This window comes from Streptomyces sp. NPDC058812 (genome assembly GCF_042744565.1).
Classification (GTDB): Bacteria; Actinomycetota; Actinomycetes; order Streptomycetales; family Streptomycetaceae; genus Streptomyces; species Streptomyces thinghirensis.
Map to the genome: position 1 here is coordinate 177945 of NZ_JBHYOB010000009.1, position 17429 is coordinate 195373.

The following is a 17429-nucleotide window of genomic DNA, read 5'->3' on the forward strand; positions in this document are numbered from 1 at the left end:
AGTGATGCGGACTCTGAGCGTGGTTCTGATCGGTAAGGGCGGTGTCCTCGCTCGCTGCGGTGAGGCGCTGCTGTCGGCAGGGCACCGGATCCGGGCGGTGGTGACCGGCGACGCCGTGGTCCGCGCCTGGGCCGTCAAGTCGGGAATCGGCCACCACGACCTCGATGACGCGCTTCTCGACCCGGCCCGGCTGTCGTGCGACGTGCTCCTCAGCATCGGGAACGACGCCCTGATCCCCGAGGCACTGCTGGCATGCGCGCATCGGACGAGCGTCAATTACCACTACGGTCCGCTGCCCGAGTACGCCGGCCTGAACGCACCCTCCTGGGCCGTCGCCAACCGTGAGAGCGACTACGCCATCACGTGGCACCGGATCGGCGAACTGGTGGACGGCGGCGACATCCTCAAGCGGGTACCGGTGCCGGTCGAGCCCGACGAGACCGCGCTGTCGCTGGGCGTGAAGTGCGACGAGGCGGCTGTCGCGAGCGTGGCCGAACTGATCGGTGACATCGTCGAAGGCCGTGAGGCCGCCGTCCCTCAGGACCTGGCCGCGCGTCGCTACTTCTCCCAGCACACGCAGCTTTCCGCCGAGGGCCTGATCGACTGGGCCCGCGCGGCCGAGGACATCGTTGCGATGGTCCGGGCGACCGACCACGGGCTGTTCGGCTGCCCGCTCGTGTGGCCCAAGGTGAACGTCAACGGGCGCATTCTCGCCGTCCGCGAGGCCCGCGTCGGCGTGGCGTCCCCCGGTGCCGCACCCGGCGAGGTGCTGTCCTGCGACGCGGACGGCCTGAACGTGGCCACGGCCACCGGTGCCGTTCGCCTGATCCGGCTGAGCACGCTGGAGGGCGAGCCGGTCGACACGGACAGCCTCCGGACGGAGAACGCGGTCCAGGCCGGCCTGATCCTCCTGGCTCCCGGCGACGCGCTCCGGGACAGCATCACCGAGACCGGCACCCGGGCGTCGAAGGCCGCCGCCCACTGGCGCGAGCGTCTTGGCGTCGACGCCCACCCGTTCCGCCTGCCCTTCACGCCGCGGGCATCTGGCACCGAGCAGGACGCCACACAGGACACCGAGCAGGACGCCGCTCCCGTCGTCGCGCGCTGCCCGGCACCCGGCGGAGTGTCCGCCCTGGCCGGCATGGTGAGCACGTACCTGAGCCGGGCGGCCGCGACGAACGACGTCACTCTCGCCGTCGCCGCGCCCCGCGACGGGATCGACCCCGGCTACCGGGACCTGTTCGCCGCCTGGCTGCCGCTGCGCGCCACGGTCGACCCCGGCCGGACGATCGCCGACAACCTCCGGGCGGTCGCCGAGGAGTTCCGTCTCGGGCAGGAGAAGGGATGGCTGCGCCGGGACCAGATCGGACGGGACGAGACGCTGCGCCGGCTGTGGGACGCCGGCGATCTGACACCCGACGTGATGATCTCGTGGGCCGATGCGACGGAGCCCGCGGACGCCCGGCGCCCGGCGCTGAACCTGGTCGTCAGACCCGACGGCGAGACGGTCGAGTTCCACTTCGACGCCCAGCGTCTGGCCCGCGGCGACGTCGCCCGCCTCGCCGCGCAGATCGGCGACTGGTGCGACCGCATACCCGGGCTGGCCGACGAGACCCTGGCGTCCGTCGACATCCTCTCCGCGGCGGAGCGCGCGTCGTTGACCGACGCCTTCAACGCCACCGACGACGACACCGTCCTCGGCCACCGCCTGCACACGCTCTTCGAGCAGGCCGCCGAGCGCCACGCCGACAACGTCGCACTGATCTGCGGCGACATGCGGCTGACCTACGGCGAGCTGAACAGCCGGGCGAACCGTGCCGCGCACACGTTGATCGAGCGTGGCATCGGCCGCGGCGACCTGGTCGGCATAGGGCTGGACCGCTCGCCCGACGTCGTCGTGGCCGTGCTGGCGGTGCTGAAGACGGGTGCCGCCTATGTGCCGGTCGACCCGGCTTTCCCGGCGGAACGTATCCGCCAGATGATCGACGACGCCGACCCCCGGATCGTCCTCACCCCGACCGCGGTGCCTGCCAACCTCGCCGAGTGGTCGCAGCGCTGCCTGAGCATCACGGACGCCGCCGGCGAGCGTGCCGACGGCGACGCCGCCAACCCGGGCGTCGAGGTCCAGGCCGACGACTTCGCCTACGTCATCTACACCTCGGGCACGTCCGGCACGCCCAAGGGCGTGGAGATCAGCCATGGCGCGCTGTGCAACCTGCTGGAGTCCATGCGCCGGGAGCCTGGCTGCGCCGAGACCGACCGGCTGCTGGCGGTCACCACCATCTCCTTCGACATCGCGGTCCTGGAACTGTTCCTGCCGCTGCTCAGCGGGGCCGCCACGGTCATCGCCCAGGCCCACGAGACGGCCGACGCGAACGCGCTGATCGGCCTGATGGAGCGTCACGGGATCACGATGATGCAGGGCACGCCGGCGACCTGGCAGCTGCTGCTGGACGCGGGCTGGGAGGGCGAGCCGCGGCTGGGCAAGATCCTGTGCGGGGGTGAGGCCCTGCCGCGCGCACTGGCCGACCGCCTGCTCGGCTGCGGCGACGCCGTCTGGAACATGTACGGGCCCACCGAGACCACCGTCTGGTCCAGCATCTGGCGGGTGGAGCCGGAGGGCGATGTCGTCATCGGCCGGCCGGTGGCCAACACCCAGCTCTACGTCCTGGACGAGAATCTCGCGCCGGTGCCGCCCGGCTTCTCCGGAGAACTGTGCATCGGCGGCGCCGGCGTGGCACATGGCTACCACGCCGCCCCCGAGCGGACCCAGGCCCGCTTCGTCCCCGACCCGTTCCGCGCCGGCCACAGGCTGTACCGCACCGGCGACATGGCCCGGTTCGTCGCACCCGGCGCGCTGCGCGTGCTCGGCCGCAACGACAGCCAGTTGAAGCTCCGCGGCCACCGCATCGAGCTGGGCGACATCGAGGCCACGCTGACCGCTCACGACGACATCGCCCGCGCGGTCGTCGTCGGCCGCGACGAGCAACTGGTCGCCTACTGCGTCCGCGAGACCGCCGCGTCCACCGAGTCCGCCGGCGATGAGGAGGCACAGCGCACCGCGCTGGCCGAGTGGGCCGGCGCCTGGGACCGCGCCTACGAGTCCGACGCCGATGACGACACCTTCAACCTGGCCGGCTGGCGCAACAGCTACGACGGTCTGCCGTTCTCCGTGGCTGAGATGCGTGACTGGCAGCGCGGTTCGGTCGACCGCATCCTGTCCTACGCGCCCCAGCGCGTGTTCGAGGTCGGCTTCGGCACCGGGCTGATGATGTTCGCCGTCGCGCCGCACTCCACCGCGTACCACGCGGTGGACGCCTCGGCCCAGGCCGTCGAGGTCACCCGGCACCACCTGCACTCGCTGCCGCATGTCACGTGCGAGCACCGCCCGGCGCACGACCTGCCGGCCGTGGCCGCCGGCTCCTTCGACACCGTGATCGTCAACTCGGTGGCCCAGTACTTCCCGAGCGTCGAATACCTGAACTCGGTGCTGGAGTGGGCGACCACCGCGGTGACGGAGGGGCGGGTGTTCCTCGGTGACATCCGCGACCTGTCGCTGCTGCGCATGTTCCATGCCGACGTGATCCAGTTCCGCCACGACGGCCTCACGCCCGAGGAGGTGGCCCGCCGCGTCGAACGCGAGGTGCGGGCCGAACGCGAACTGGTCGTCGCACCGGACTACTTCGCCGACCTCCCCTCTCTCTTCCCGCAGATCACCCGCGTCGACGTCATGCTGCGCAACGGCCAGTACGTCAACGAGATGACTCGCTACCGCTACGACGTGACGCTCCACATCGGCGGCGGCCCCAAGGCGCACGCCGCCGACACCGAGCACGACTGGCGGACCGAGTCGCTCGAGATCGCCGCCGTGCCCGCGCTGCTCGCCGGCCTCGACGGCGGGCCGCTGCGCCTGACCGACGTGCCCAACGGCCGGCTGGCTGCGGTGCCCGATCGCATCGGGGCCCTCGGCGAGGCGACGGAACCGTACGCCCTCCCGGTGGATCCCCGTGACCTCACCGAGATCGCTCAGGAGACCGGACTGGAATGCGCGCTGCTCCCCAGCCGCTCCGGTGACAAGCGGACGTTCGACGCGGTGTTCTGGCGCCCGGGCCTGACGCCGGACCTGAGCCTGCGCCCGGCCGCCGCCACCGACCGCGCCACGCTGGCCCAGTATGCGAACGTGCCCGCGGCGGGCGAGCCGGCCAAGGAGCCGATGGGTCGCCTCCTTCGCCCCTGGCTGGCCGAGAGGCTGCCCGCGTACATGGTGCCGGCGTTCTTCGTCGAGCTCGACGACTTCCCGCTCACCCCCAACGGCAAGATCGACCGCAACGCCTTGCCGGGCCCGGTCACCGACGCCGGAGCCATGGCCAAGCCTGCCAACGAGCTGGAGCGGGACATCCTCGCGATCTGGGCGGAGGTACTGGGCCACGACCGCATCGGCGTCAACCAGAACTTCTTCGAGATCGGCGGGGACTCCCTGCGCGTGGTCCGTGTCCAGACCCGGCTGGAGAAGGTGCTGGGCCGGCCGATCTCCTCGGCCAAGCTCTTCGAGCATTTCACCGTCAAGGCCCTGGCGGCGCACCTCACCGGGGCCCGGACCGGCCCGACGCAGATCCCGCCGAGCCGCCGGGCGGAGGAGGAGCCCATCGCCATCGTCGGCATGGCCTGCCGGCTTCCCGGCGACGTGAGCAGCCCGGAGGAGTTGTGGGACCTGCTGGAGCGCGGGGCCGACGGTATCAGCGAGGTCCCCGCCGACCGATGGGACGCCGACGCGATCTACGACCCCGACCCGGATGTGCGCGGCAAGTCGGTGACACGCCGCGGGGGCTTCCTCGCCACGCCGATCGACATGTTCGACGCGTCGTTCTTCGGTATCGCGCCGCGGGAGGCGCATGCGATGGATCCGCTCCAGCGGCTGATGCTGGAGACGACGTGGGAGGCGTTCGAACGCGCGGGCTACACACTCGACCAGCTGCGCGGAAGCCAGACTGCCACGTACATCGGCGTCGGCAAGAACTCCTCGTACCACGAGTACGGCATCACCACCGGCGGTTCCATAGCCGACCTGGACGGGTACGTGGGTACGGGCTCCGCGCTCGCGACCGCGTCCGGCCGACTCTCCCACGTGTTCGGCCTCGAAGGCCCGACCATCACGATCGACACGGCCTGTTCGTCGTCCCTGGTGACCACTCACCTCGCCGCCAACGCGCTGCGTGACGGGGAGTGCGACCTGGCCATTTCCGGCGGCGCGACCATCCTGCTCACCTCCAACATGAACGTCGAGTTCAGCCGGCTGCGCGGGATGTCGCCCGACGGGCTGTGCCGGTCGTTCTCCGCCGACAACGACGGAACCGGATGGAGTGAGGGTGTCGCCGTCGTCATCCTGAAACGGCTCTCCGACGCGCAGCGCGACGGCGACACCATCCATGCCGTCCTGCGCGGCACCGCCGTCAACCACGACGGCCACGCGGCGAGCCTGACCACGCCCAGCGGACCCGCTCAGCAGAAGGTCATCCGCGCGGCCCTCGGCGCGTCCGGGCTGCAGCCGAAGGACATCGACTATCTGGAGGCCCACGGCACCGGCACCCGCCTCGGCGACCCCATCGAGGGCACCGCCGCCAGTGAGGTCTTCGGCGGCAGCCACCCCGATGAACCGCTGTGGGTCGGCTCGGTCAAGTCGAACCTCAGCCACACCCAGGCGGCCGCCGGCCTGGCCGGTGTGATGAAGGTCGTCCTGTCCATGCGGCACAACATGATTCCGCGCACCCTGCACGTCTCCGAAGCCACCCCGGACGTGGACTGGTCAGGCGCGAACATGGCCCTGACCCTGGACCCGCAGCCGTGGCTGCCGAAGGACCGGCCGCGCCGCGCCGGGGTGAGCTCGTTCGGCATCGGCGGCACCAACGCACACGTCATCGTGGAGGAACCGCCGGCGCCCCTCCCGTCGGACAGGCCCGCGGCGCAGCCGCCTTCGATGCTGCCGTTCGTGGTGTCCGGGTTCACCGACGCTGCCCTGCGCGCGCAGGCCGAGGCGCTCCACCAGTACGTGGGCATGAACATCCAGGACCGGCTTCTCGACCTGGCACATTCGCTGGCCACCACCCGCAGCCACTTCCGCAAGCGGCTCGTGGTGATGGCGAAGGACAGGTCCGAACTGCTGGACAAACTCGGTTCCTTCGCCCGCAGCGGGGAGACCCCGCCCGGCGCCGCGCGGACCGGTGACAGTGCAGAGGAACAGCGCCTGGCCCTGCTGTTCACCGGACAGGGCAGTCAACTGGTCGGCATGGGCAGGGATCTGTACGAGACCCATGAGGCGTTCCGTGACGCGCTCGACGAGATCGTCGCCCACTTCACCGAACTGGACCGTCCGCTGCTCGATGTCATGTGGGCCGAGGAGGGGACCGACGACGCCGCGCTGCTCGACCGGACCGACTTCACCCAACCGGCCCTCTTTGCGCTGGAGGTGGCGCTGTGGCGGCTGTGGGAGAGCTGGGGCGTGCAGCCGCAACTGCTCCTGGGCCACAGCATCGGTGAACTCGCCGCCGCGCACGTCGCCGGCGTCTTCGACCTGGCCGACGCGTCCCGTCTGGTGGCCGCCAGGGGACGCCTGATGCAGGCGCTGCCCAGCCGCGGCGCGATGGCTTCGATCGAGGCCGGCGCCGCCGAGGTCGAGGCCGCGGTGCGGGAGCTGGACCTGACCGGCAAGATCGATCTGGCCGGCCTCAACACCCCGACACAGACCGTCGTCTCCGGCGATGCCGACGCCCTGCGGGCCCTGGTGGCGCACTTCGCCGGTCAGGAACGCCGGGTCAAGGAACTGACGGTGTCGCACGCGTTCCACTCCCACCACATGGACGCCATGCTGGCCGGCTTCCAGGCGGTCGCCGAGACCGTGACGTACCGCCCCCCGACGATCCCGCTGGTCAGTAGTCTCACCGGAGCTCTCGCCGCGCCGGGCGAGCTCGAGCAGGCCGGCTACTGGGTGCGCCAGGTGCGCCAGGCGGTGCGCTTCAGCGACGGCATCGCGACCCTGCACCGCGAGGGCGTCACCACCTTCCTGGAGCTCGGTCCGCAGCCGGTGCTCTCCGGTATGGGCGTGGCGTGTCTGGCCGACGAGACCGACATCGCGTGGCTGCCGTCGCTGGCCGCGGGCAAGGACGGCGTCGCCGTGGTCCAGCGCAGCCTTGCCGACCTGCACGTGAGGGGCGTGCCGGTCGACTGGCGGGGCTGGTTCGGTCCCTTCGGCGGTGAACGGGTCGCCCTGCCCACCTACGCCTTCCAGCGTGAGCGCTTCTGGTTCGAGCCGTCGACGCCACGCACGGTCGGCGCCGGTCTGGACGACACCGACCACCCGCTGCTGGGCGGCGCCGTGCGGATCGCCGGCACCGAGACGGCGGTGTTCACGACCGTGGTGGCGCCCGAGGAGCCGGCGTGGGTGCAGGACCACCAGATCACGGGCACCGTCCTGATGCCGGGCACCGCGTACATCGAGGCGATGCGCTCGGCTGCCGACGCCGCCGCACCCGGCGAATGGGACGTGGCCGACGTCGACTTCCTGTATCCGATGGTGTTCGCCGGCGGTGCACCCGCCCGCCTGCAGGTCGTCGTGGGGGAGGAGTCCGAGGGCGCCCGGCCGGTCCAGGTGTACAGCGCACCGGACCGTAGGGACGGCGAGTGGCTGCTGCATGCGCAGGGCCGGATCGTGCCCGCGAAGCCCGTCACGGCAGACGCCGTGGTGCTGCCGCCGCCCGGTGCCGAGCGTCTCGACGTCTCTGCGCTCTACGCCGAACTGGACACCATCGGCTACGAGTTCGGTCCGGTGTTCCGGGGCATACAGGAGGCGTGGCAGGCCGACGGGGTGGTGTGGGCCCGGGCGGCCCTGCCCGAGGACGCCGCGCACACCGCCGGCAGCTACGTCCTGCACCCCGCTCTGCTGGACTCGGCGATGCAGTCGCAGCTCTTCAGCATGCGGATGCACAACACGAACCCCGAGGACGTGCTCGTGCCGTTCGAGGCGGAACGCCTGTCGATCCGGGAGAAGGGCCTGGCGGAAGTGTGGGTCCGGGTCGCCGAGTTCGAGATGGGCGACGGCGAGTTCCACGCGTCCCTGGACCTCTTCGACTCCGCTGGTGGGAACATCGGCCGGCTGGAGCAGTTGCACGCCCGGCGGGTCGACCGCGCGGTGCTGCGAAGGCTGGCCGCGGAGGGAGTGGACCGGCTCCGGTTCGAGGTGAACTGGCGGCCGGCCGACACCGAGAAGGTGGAGGTCGGCGGTTCCTGGGGCCTGCTGTCGCCGGGCGGTGACGTGCCTTGGGCGGCTGAGGTGAAGAGGGCGCTGAGCCGGGCCGGTGTCCAGGCGTTCAAGGTGCGCGACCTGGAGGAAGCCGAGGAGCTCGACGGCGTCATCTGCCTGTGGGACGCCGGCCAGGACACCTTGGCCGGGGCGCACACGCTGTCCGCCGCGGCACTCGGCCAGCTCCACACCGCGGCCGAGACCGGGTTCGTGCCGCCGTTGGTGTGGCTGACCCGCCGCGCGGTGGGCGTCAACGCCGACGACATGGCCTCCGGGCTCGGCGCGGGTCCGCTGTGGGGCCTGATGCGCACCGCCCGCAGCGAGCACCCCGACCTCGCGTTGCGCCTGCTCGACCTCGGTGACGAGGACGCCGATCTGGCCGCTCTCGCCCCGGCGCTGATGATCTCCGATGAACCGGAGTGCGTACTGCGGCACGGCGAGGTACTCGTCCCGCATCTCGAGCGGGTCGGCGCCTCGGGCGAGCTGACCCTGCCCCCGGAGGGTCGCTGGCAGCTGGAAATCGCCGCCAAGGGCCGTCTGGACCAGCCGCTGTCGGTGCGCCGGGTGACCCCGAAGCCGCTGGCGGCGGGCATGATCAGGGCTGACGTGAAGGCCGCCGGGGTGAACTTCCTGGACGTGCTCAACGCGCTCGGCATGGTCGAACTCCCCGTGTTCGGCATGGAGTTCTCCGGCGTGGTCACTGAGGTCGGGGCCGGTGTCAAGGACGTCGAGGTGGGCGACCGGGTACTGGGCCTCGGCCAGGGCTCGTTCGCCGCGGAGGTCGTCACCGACGCGCGCTGGGTGGTCCGCGTCCCGGAGAACCTCACGTTCGAGGAGGCCGCGACCATCCCGATGACGTTCCTGTCGGCGTGGTTCGGCCTGCACGACCTGGGCGCGCTGAAGCCGGGCGAGCGGGTGCTGGTCCACGCCGCGGCGGGCGGCGTCGGCATGGCAGCCGTCCAGCTGGCGCGACTGCACGGCGCCGAGGTGTACGGCACTGCCAGCGAGCCGAAGTGGGCGACGCTGCGCGAGATGGGGCTGGCCGACGACCACATCGCGTCCTCCCGCGATCTGGGCTTCGTCGAGTCGTTCGGCCGCACCGCGCCCGGACGCGGCTTCGACGTCGTACTGAACTCGCTCGCCGACGAGTTCATCGACGCGAGCCTCGGCATGCTGGGCGAGGGCGGACGCTTCCTGGAACTCGGCAAGATCGACCTGCGGGAGCAGTCGTGGGTGGACGAGAACCACCCCGGCGTGAAGTACCGGGTCTACCACCTGCTCGAGGCCAGTCCGGACCGGATGCACGAGATGTTGGTGTCGCTGGCCGAACTGTTCGCGGCGGGCAAGCTCACGCCGCTGCCGCTGCGCACCTTCCCGATCACGGCCACGTCCGACGCGCTCCGCTTCATGGCCCAGGCACGGCACGTGGGCAAGGTGGTGCTGACACCCACTGAGCACAAGGAATTCGTCCAGCCGGGCGGATCGGTGCTGATCACCGGTGGCGTCGGGGGCCTGGGCGGGCAGGTCGCCACCTGGCTGGCGGACGCCCATGGGGTGCGCGACTTCGTGCTCACCTCGCGGCGCGGCCCGGACACCCCTGGCGCGGACGCGCTGGTGGCCGGCCTGGAAAAGCTCGGTGCCACCGCCACGGTGGTGGCCGCCGACTCCGCCGACGCGGACAGCATGGCCTCGGTGCTGGCACTGTTCGACGCGGAACGTCCTCTGCGCGGTGTGGTCCACGCGGCCGGTGTGCTCGACGACGGCGCTCTGTCGGCGCTGACGCCCGAACGGCTGGACACCGTCTTCTCGCCGAAGGTGGACGGGGCCTGGCACCTGCACCGGCTGACGAGCGATCTCGACCTGGACTTCTTCCTGCTCTTCTCCTCGATCTCCGACATCCTGGGGGCGCCGGGCCAGGGCAACTACGCGGCGGCCAACGCCTTCCTGGACTCGCTTGCGTACCTGCGCCGGGCCCAGGGCCTGCCGGCCACCTCGGTGGCCTGGGGACCATGGGACGGCGAGGGCATGGCCGCGACGCTCAGCGAACGGGACCGGGCCCGGATCAGCCGCACCGGCATGGACGCGCTCTCTCCGCAGGACGGCCTGGAACTGCTGGAGGAGACGGTGCGCAGCGGCCGCCCGCTGACCGTGGCGGCCGCACTGGACCTCACCGGGATCCAGAGCTACTACGAGGGCCAGGGCGGCGTACCCCCGCTGCTGCGCTCGCTGCTGAGCGCCCACGGTGGCGGCGGCTCCCGCGCCAAGGGCGACGGCGGTGCGGGTCTGCGCAAGCTGCTCGGCCAGACCGCTCCGGCTGAGCAGGAGTCGGTCGTGCTGGACATGGTCCGCGAGGGCGTGGCCAGGACGCTGGGCTTCCACTCGATGAGCGACGTGGACCCCGGCCTGCCGCTGCAGGACCTCGGCATCGACTCGCTGACCGCCGTCCTGATGCGCAACCAGCTCGCGGACATGACCGGCATCGCGTTGCCGGCGAAGGTCGCGTTCGATCGTCCGAACCTGAAGTCGCTGGCTCAGTTCCTGCTGGAGAAACTGCTGGAGCGTGGCCTGGACGAACCGTCGGAGGCGGCCGTCTCCACCGGTGAGGACACCGCCGGTGCGGCGGACACGGACAACGCGGCCGGTCTCGACATGGCGCTGGTACGCAAGGGCTACCTGGACCCGGCGCTGCGGTTCGACAACTGCCGAGGCGACCTGGGGCGTCCGGAATCGGTGTTCCTCACCGGTGCCACGGGCTTCGTCGGCGCCTTCCTCCTGCGCGAACTGCTGGCCGCCGGCGTCGCCACACACTGCCTGGTGCGGGCCGACGACCAGGAGACCGCCACGCGGCGGCTGACCGGTGTGCTGTCGAGCTACGGCATGTGGCAGGACGACTTCGCGTCGCTGCTGCATCCGGTCGTGGGCGACCTGTCCCAGCCCCTGTTCGGGCTGACGGGCGAGGCGTTCGACCGGCTCGCCGACGAGGTCGACGCGGTGTGCCACTCCGGCGCCCTCGTGGACTGGATGCGGCCCCTGAGCGAGTACATCGGCCCGAACGTGGTCGGTGTGCACGAGTCCCTGCGGCTGGCGTCGACGGGCCGCGGCAAGACGGTGCACGTCATGTCGACCTTCGGGACCCTGCCGCGCTACCTCGGGTACGAGGTCACGCCGGACGAGATGGAGTACGGCTACGTCACCTCCAAGTGGATGGCGGAGCAGATGGTGAACGCGGCACGTTGGCGCGGCGCCAAGGCCTCGGTGTACCGGCTGCCGTTCGTGGGGCCGTCCGCCGCGACGGGCCACTTCCGGCTCGACCGCGGCGACTTCCTGCACAACCTGGTCGCCGGCAGCATGGCCCTGGGGTGCTTCCCGAGCACGGGCGCCAGCCTCACGGCTGTCCTGCCGGTCGACCATCTGTCCCGGACCATCACCGCGATCATGCTTGAGGAGCGGGACCGCATCGGCCGGGACTACGACTTCGTCAACGCCGGGGCGCCGAGCTTCAACCGCTTCTTCGAGATGGTCGCTTCGGCGACGGGCGCCGGCGAACTGGTGCCGTTCGACGAGTGGAAGCAGCGGGCCCTGGCCTTCGCGGCCACGGACTCCACGAGTGCGCTGGCCCGGATCGCCGCACTCGTGGACGGACTGACGCCGGACAACCTGACGCTCACGTTCGGGGCCGGCCTCGCCGGCGAGTACGTGCTGGGCGGCGACGACCACCCCGCGGCGCCGTTCGACGAGCAGTTCGTCGAGAGGTATGTCCACCGCGTCATCGCCTCCGACGAGGCGGCCGCCAGGCCGCACGGCCCCGTCGGGGCGTAACGACACCAGGCACGGGTGGAGCCGGACCGACGGGCGGCTCCACCGGCTCCACCAGCCCCTGACCGACACCCGGATACACAGGAGAGTGGGACGGCATGAGCGCACCATCCGACCAGGAGCCCGCCGTGACGGGTACCTACCAGCCCAGCGGCACGTACCTGCACACGTCCGCCGGCGCGCACGCCGAGAAGTTGATGCCGGTTCTGGACAAGTACCCGGTCGACGCCGGGGAGGTGGAGTCGCGGCTGCCGCCGAAACGCAGCCTCAACCCCAGCTGCTTCTATCCGGACACGACCCCCACCGTGGTCGAGCAGATGAACCTCGACGACGGCCTCGCCGACAACCTGGCCAGACAGCTGCGGTGCCAGGCCGTCATCCAGGAGAGTTTCGCCGAGGCGTCGATCGGCAGCTACTTCCCGCTGTCGACGATGTTCGAGAACTGTGTGCTGTTCATACCGTCGGCCAAACGCTTCTACGACCTGAACCAGGAGATCGTTCACAAGCACTTCCCCGAGGTTGAGACCGCGGTGGTCAATGCCTTCGTGGTCACTGCGGGCAAGCGCTCCTACGGCACCCACTCGGCCAGCGGCATCGCGCTGCAGATCCCCTCGCTGGTGAAGAAGCGGCTCGGCTTCCCGACCGAGTACCGCAGCTTCCACACTGCGGTGACGCCGACCCCGCTCGACCGGCAGCCCTTCGTGATCTTCGAGGAGGCCGAGGTCGAGGCGCCGAATTTGCAGTTCGTGTACGAGAAGATCATGGAACACGGTGTGGATAAGGAGGAGAAGGCCGCCGTCGACAAGGCCCTCTACCTGTTCCTGGAGGGCAAGCTCTCCGAGATCGACCTGCCGACCGTGCGCGACTTCCTGATGGCCAAGTACTGGGAGAAGCGGTACGCCGACACGCCGTCTCCCGGCTACTACTGCGACTCGCGGGTCGGTGACGCGCTGGTCTTCGACAACTACCGGGCCCACGGCGACGGCACGCTGCCCGGTTCGCCGAAGGACCGGCTGACGATCGACTTCCGCTGCTTCAACAAGGTGCACTACCCGCAGGGCATGTCCAGCGGCCTCGACTTCATCGTCGACCCGGACGAACGCGACTACCAGATCAGCCGCAAACGGGACTCCATCGACTTCCTGCTGTCCACGCTGGGTTACGAGGGCATCGACGAGTTCCTGTACCTCGTGTTCGGCACCCGGAACACCGAACACATCAACCCGTTCGGTCTGATGACCGACCTTCAGTTCGGCGTGTACAACAAGTCCGAGTACCACCTGCTGGACCAGAACCTCGACGCTCACTACGAGCGCGTGGAGCGGCTGTACGACAAAATCGAACGAGACGGCGAGTACGTCCTGCCCGAGGGCGCGAAGCAGCGCCTCCAAGCGCTCGCGCAGTAGGGGGGACGCGGCATGCCGAACAACACGGTGGTCGCGCGTGCCGGGACCTCGTCGCGCGGACTGCTCGGCGTTCTGCTGACCGGGGTGTTCATCGCGATCCTCGACGTCGCCATCGCCAACGTGGCGGCGCCGAGTATCGGCACCGACCTGCACGCCAGCGGCGCCGAGCTGCAGCTCGTCGTCGGCGGCTACATCATCAGCTACGCCGTGCTGCTGATCACCGGAGCGCGGCTCGGCGACCTCGCCGGCCGCAGAAGGATGTTTCTCGTCGGTGCCGCCGTCTTCACGGCGGCGTCGCTCGCCTGCGGCTTGGCATGGACGCCTGTGGCACTGATCGTCTTCCGGCTGGTGCAGGGTGCCGGGGCCGCGTTGATGGTGCCGCAGGTGCTCAGCCTCATCCAGCTGAATTTCGCGGGCACCGCTCGGGCCAAGGCGCTCAGCGCCTACGCCACGGTGATCGCCGGCGGCGCGATCGTCGGCCAGATCGCCGGTGGTGTTCTGGTCAGTGCCGACATCTTCGGCAGCGGATGGCGGCCGGTGTTCCTGGTCAACGTGCCCGTCGGTCTGGTGATGCTGATCGTCGGAGCGCGCACGCTGCCCAAGGACCCCGGCAATCCGTCCCGCAAGCTCGACCTGCCTGGCCTGGCCATGCTGTCCCTCGCCGTGATCGCGCTGGTACTGCCGCTGGTCCTCGGGCCCGAGCTGGGCTGGCCCGCGTGGACGTGGGTGAGTCTGGTGTTGTGCGTGCTCTTCACGCTGGCCTTTGTCCTGGTCGAAGGCCGGTCGAGCCGGACCGGCGGTTCACCGCTGGTCCCCGGCGAGCTGCTGCGCGCGCCCGGCTTGGCCGCAGGCGCGCTGGCTCTGCTCGCCGCGACAGCGAACTACGGCGGCATCCTCTTCCTGACCGCGCTCTTCGTGCAGCGTGGCCTGGGCCATGGCGCGCTGGTCGCAGGGCTGGTGTTCCTGCCCGCTGCGTGCGCCTTCGGCTTCGCCAGCCTGAACTGGGGCAAGCTGCCCGCGAGATGGCATCGTCTGCTGCCCTCGGCAGGTCTGTTGCTCACCATGCCGGCGCTGATCGGTCTCGCCTTCGCCATGGACGCCGGTCGCCTCTCCGTCTGGATGGAGATCTGCCTCCTGCTCTTCGGCCTCGGCATGGGGACGGCGTTCAGCCCGCTGTTCGCCATCGCGCTCCGGAAAGTCCCACCGGCCAATGCGGCGGACGCCAGCGGCGTGATGTCCACGGTGATGCAGCTCGGCCAGGTCATCGGCGTCGGGGTCTTCGGCTCGGTGCTCCTGAACCTCATGCACACGCCGTCCGACGCGCCGCACGCCGGCTTCGTCACCGCACTCGTGATGGCCGCCACAGGGGTGCTCGGAGCCCTGATCGCGCTGGGCCTGCCCCACGCGAACGACACCCCCAAGGGGTCGACCAGCTGATCGCCAGGTCCGAGAATCAGAAGACATCAGTCGTCGTTGAGGTGGGAGAAACATGTCAGGCTCTGTCATCGTCGGTGGAGTGCGTACGCCGATGGGCCGACTACTGGGCTCGCTGAAGGACTTCTCCGGGGTTGACCTCGGAGGCCTGGCGATCAAGGCGGCGCTCGATCGCGTGGGCCTCGCGCCGGAGGCCGTGCAGTACGTGATCATGGGGCAGGCGCTGCAGGCCGGTCAGGGGCAGATTCCATCGCGCCAGTCCGCGGTCCAGGCCGGCATCCCGATGAGTGTGCCGTCCCTGACCGTCAACAAGGTGTGTCTGTCGAGTCTGGACGCGATCGCCCTGGCCGACCAGCAGATCCGCCTGGGCGAGTTCGACATCGTGGTCGCGGGCGGCATGGAGTCGATGACCAATGCCCCGCACGTTCTGCCCGGCTCCCGCTCCGGCACCAAGTACGGGCCGATCGAGATGGTGGACGTCACGGCGCACGACGGTCTCACCGACCCCTTTGACCAGGTCCTCATGGGTGCCCTGACCGACCTGCACAGCGCGAAGGCCGGCATCTCCCGCGAGGACCAGGACGCGTTCTCGGCGCGCTCGCACCGGCGCGCCGCCGCCGCGATCAGCAGCGGCCGCTTCGCCGAGGAGATCGTGCCGGTCGAGGTCCCGCAGCGCAAGGGCGATCCGGTCGTGGTCGGCACCGACGAGGGCGTGCGGCCGGACACCACGGCCGAGGGACTGGCGAAGCTCCGTCCCGCGTTCGGCGCGGACGGCACCATCACCGCCGCTTCCGCCTCGCAGATCTCCGACGGCGCATGCGCGGTTGTCGTGATGAGCAAGGCCAAGGCCGAGGAGCTCGGCCTCGAGTGGCTGGCCGAGATCGGCGCCCACGGCAACGTGGCCGGTCCGGACAACTCCCTGCTGTCGCAGCCGTCCAACGCGATCAGGCATGCGCTGGGCAAGGAGAACCTGTCGGTCGACGACCTGGACCTCATCGAGATCAACGAGGCGTTCGCGGCGGTCGGCCTGCACTCCGCGCGTGAACTCGGGCTCAGTGACGAGGACATCGAGGCGAGGGTCAACGTCAACGGCGGCGCCATCGCGCTGGGGCACCCGCTCGGCATGTCCGGTGCCCGCCTGGTGCTCACGCTCGCGCTCGAGCTCAGGCGCCGCGGTGGCGGCGTCGGTGCCGCGGCGCTGTGCGGTGGCGGCGGCCAGGGTTCCGGCCTGATCATCCGCGTCCCGGAAGCGGTGGACGCATGAGCGCGCACCCGGCACGGCGGCTCTGGCACAGCCTGGAGACGCTCTACCAGCCGGCGCTGTCGGTGGAGCGCACCCGGGCAGCCGGGAAGGAACTCGGCCTCCGGGGATTCTGGATGACCATGCTCGCCTTCCGCTCGGCTCCGCTCGGCGCGGTGGAGGCCGCGACGGTGGTCGCCACGTTCGGCGGCTTCGCGCCGGAGATGGTGGGCAAGTCCATCCCCGCCGCGTGGGCGCTGGTACCGCCGGCGACGTGCGTCGAGCGCCGGAACGCCCTTGCGGGCGAGCTGCTCCGGGAGGCCGGCGTCACCGGCGAGATCGCCGGGCCACTGGTCGCGCGGCTGGCCGGACTGCCGTCGGCGCTCGAGACGACCGGACGCCCGCTCGGTGCCGCCAATGCCGCTCTCCCGCTCCCGGACGACCCGGTCGCGGCACTGTGGCAGCTCGCCAGCACGGTACGGGAACATCGCGGCGACGGGCATCTGGCCGCCTGGGTCGCCGCCGGCGTCACCGGGCTCCAGGCCCATCACATGCTCGTCGCCGACCTCGGTCAGCACGAGATGATGCGCGAGCTGCGGGGCTGGACACCGGAGGAGTGGTCCGAGGCGGCCGAGGCGCTGGTCGCCCGTGGCCTGCTGGACGCCGATTCCGGTGCCCTCACCACCGCGGGCCGGGAACTGCGCGACAAGGTGGAGCAACAGACGGACGAGCTGTCCTGGTCAGGGGGCCTGTCCGTGCTGGGCGAGGAGGGCGTGGACAAGATCTGTGCGGAACTCGCCCCTCTGGCGAGTTCGGTCCGCGGCTCCGGCCTGGCGCCACTCTTCACCCTGCTCGCGGGCAGCGAGGCCTGATGCGCCGTTCTGGCCACGCCGTCCGCTCGCGCCGGTGGGGCGGGTGAGGCCGCCGCCGCGGTACTCGAAACGTGGATCGATCGCGGCGCGGGGACGATCCCGGTCAGAACGCCTTCATGACGTGACGTGTCCATGATGGTGAGGAGATCGGGTTGTCCTTCGTCCGATCGTTCGCGCGCATACGGTCGCGTCATCGCGGACGGACGGCGGCCACGAGAGCCCGCCGCACCGGGGCCGTCGTGGTCGCGGCGGCCGGTGACCAGCATCTCGCCGTACCCGCGCACTTCAGCCCCTCGAGCACGGCAGGCACCGGCTTCTGGACGCGGATCCACCAGGCCGGGTCCAAGGCCGGCATCGCCGCGTGGACC

General features: G+C 70.8%; 5 protein-coding genes. All 5 read left to right on the top strand.

Translation table 11 applies throughout. The features are described from left to right. The first annotated feature begins 4 nt into the window (after positions 1-4). The 5 genes from ACFW48_RS20575 (at position 5) to ACFW48_RS20595 (ending at position 17061) form a co-directional block, all read left to right on the top strand. The gene (locus tag ACFW48_RS20575; protein ID WP_386316560.1) at positions 5-12112 is read left to right on the top strand and encodes an amino acid adenylation domain-containing protein; all 12108 of its coding nucleotides are present in this window, start codon (positions 5-7) and stop codon (positions 12110-12112) included. Between the two features lie 95 nt (positions 12113-12207). Next, positions 12208-13515: a hypothetical protein gene (locus ACFW48_RS20580; protein WP_386316562.1), complete on the top strand. Its 1308-nt coding sequence runs from the start codon at positions 12208-12210 to the stop codon at positions 13513-13515. A 12-nt stretch (positions 13516-13527) separates the two neighbouring features. Then, the gene (locus tag ACFW48_RS20585; RefSeq protein WP_386316564.1) at positions 13528-14952 is read left to right on the top strand and encodes an MFS transporter; all 1425 of its coding nucleotides are present in this window, start codon (positions 13528-13530) and stop codon (positions 14950-14952) included. Between the two features lie 52 nt (positions 14953-15004). Next, complete coding sequence (locus tag ACFW48_RS20590; RefSeq protein ID WP_386316566.1) at positions 15005-16213, top strand: acetyl-CoA C-acetyltransferase; 1209 nt, start codon at positions 15005-15007, stop codon at positions 16211-16213. Further along, entirely contained in the window at positions 16210-17061 is an 852-nt protein-coding gene (locus tag ACFW48_RS20595; RefSeq protein ID WP_386316568.1) for a hypothetical protein, read from the top strand. Before ACFW48_RS20590 ends, ACFW48_RS20595 begins: the two co-directional genes overlap by 4 nt. The last annotated feature ends 368 nt before the right edge of the window (positions 17062-17429 follow it).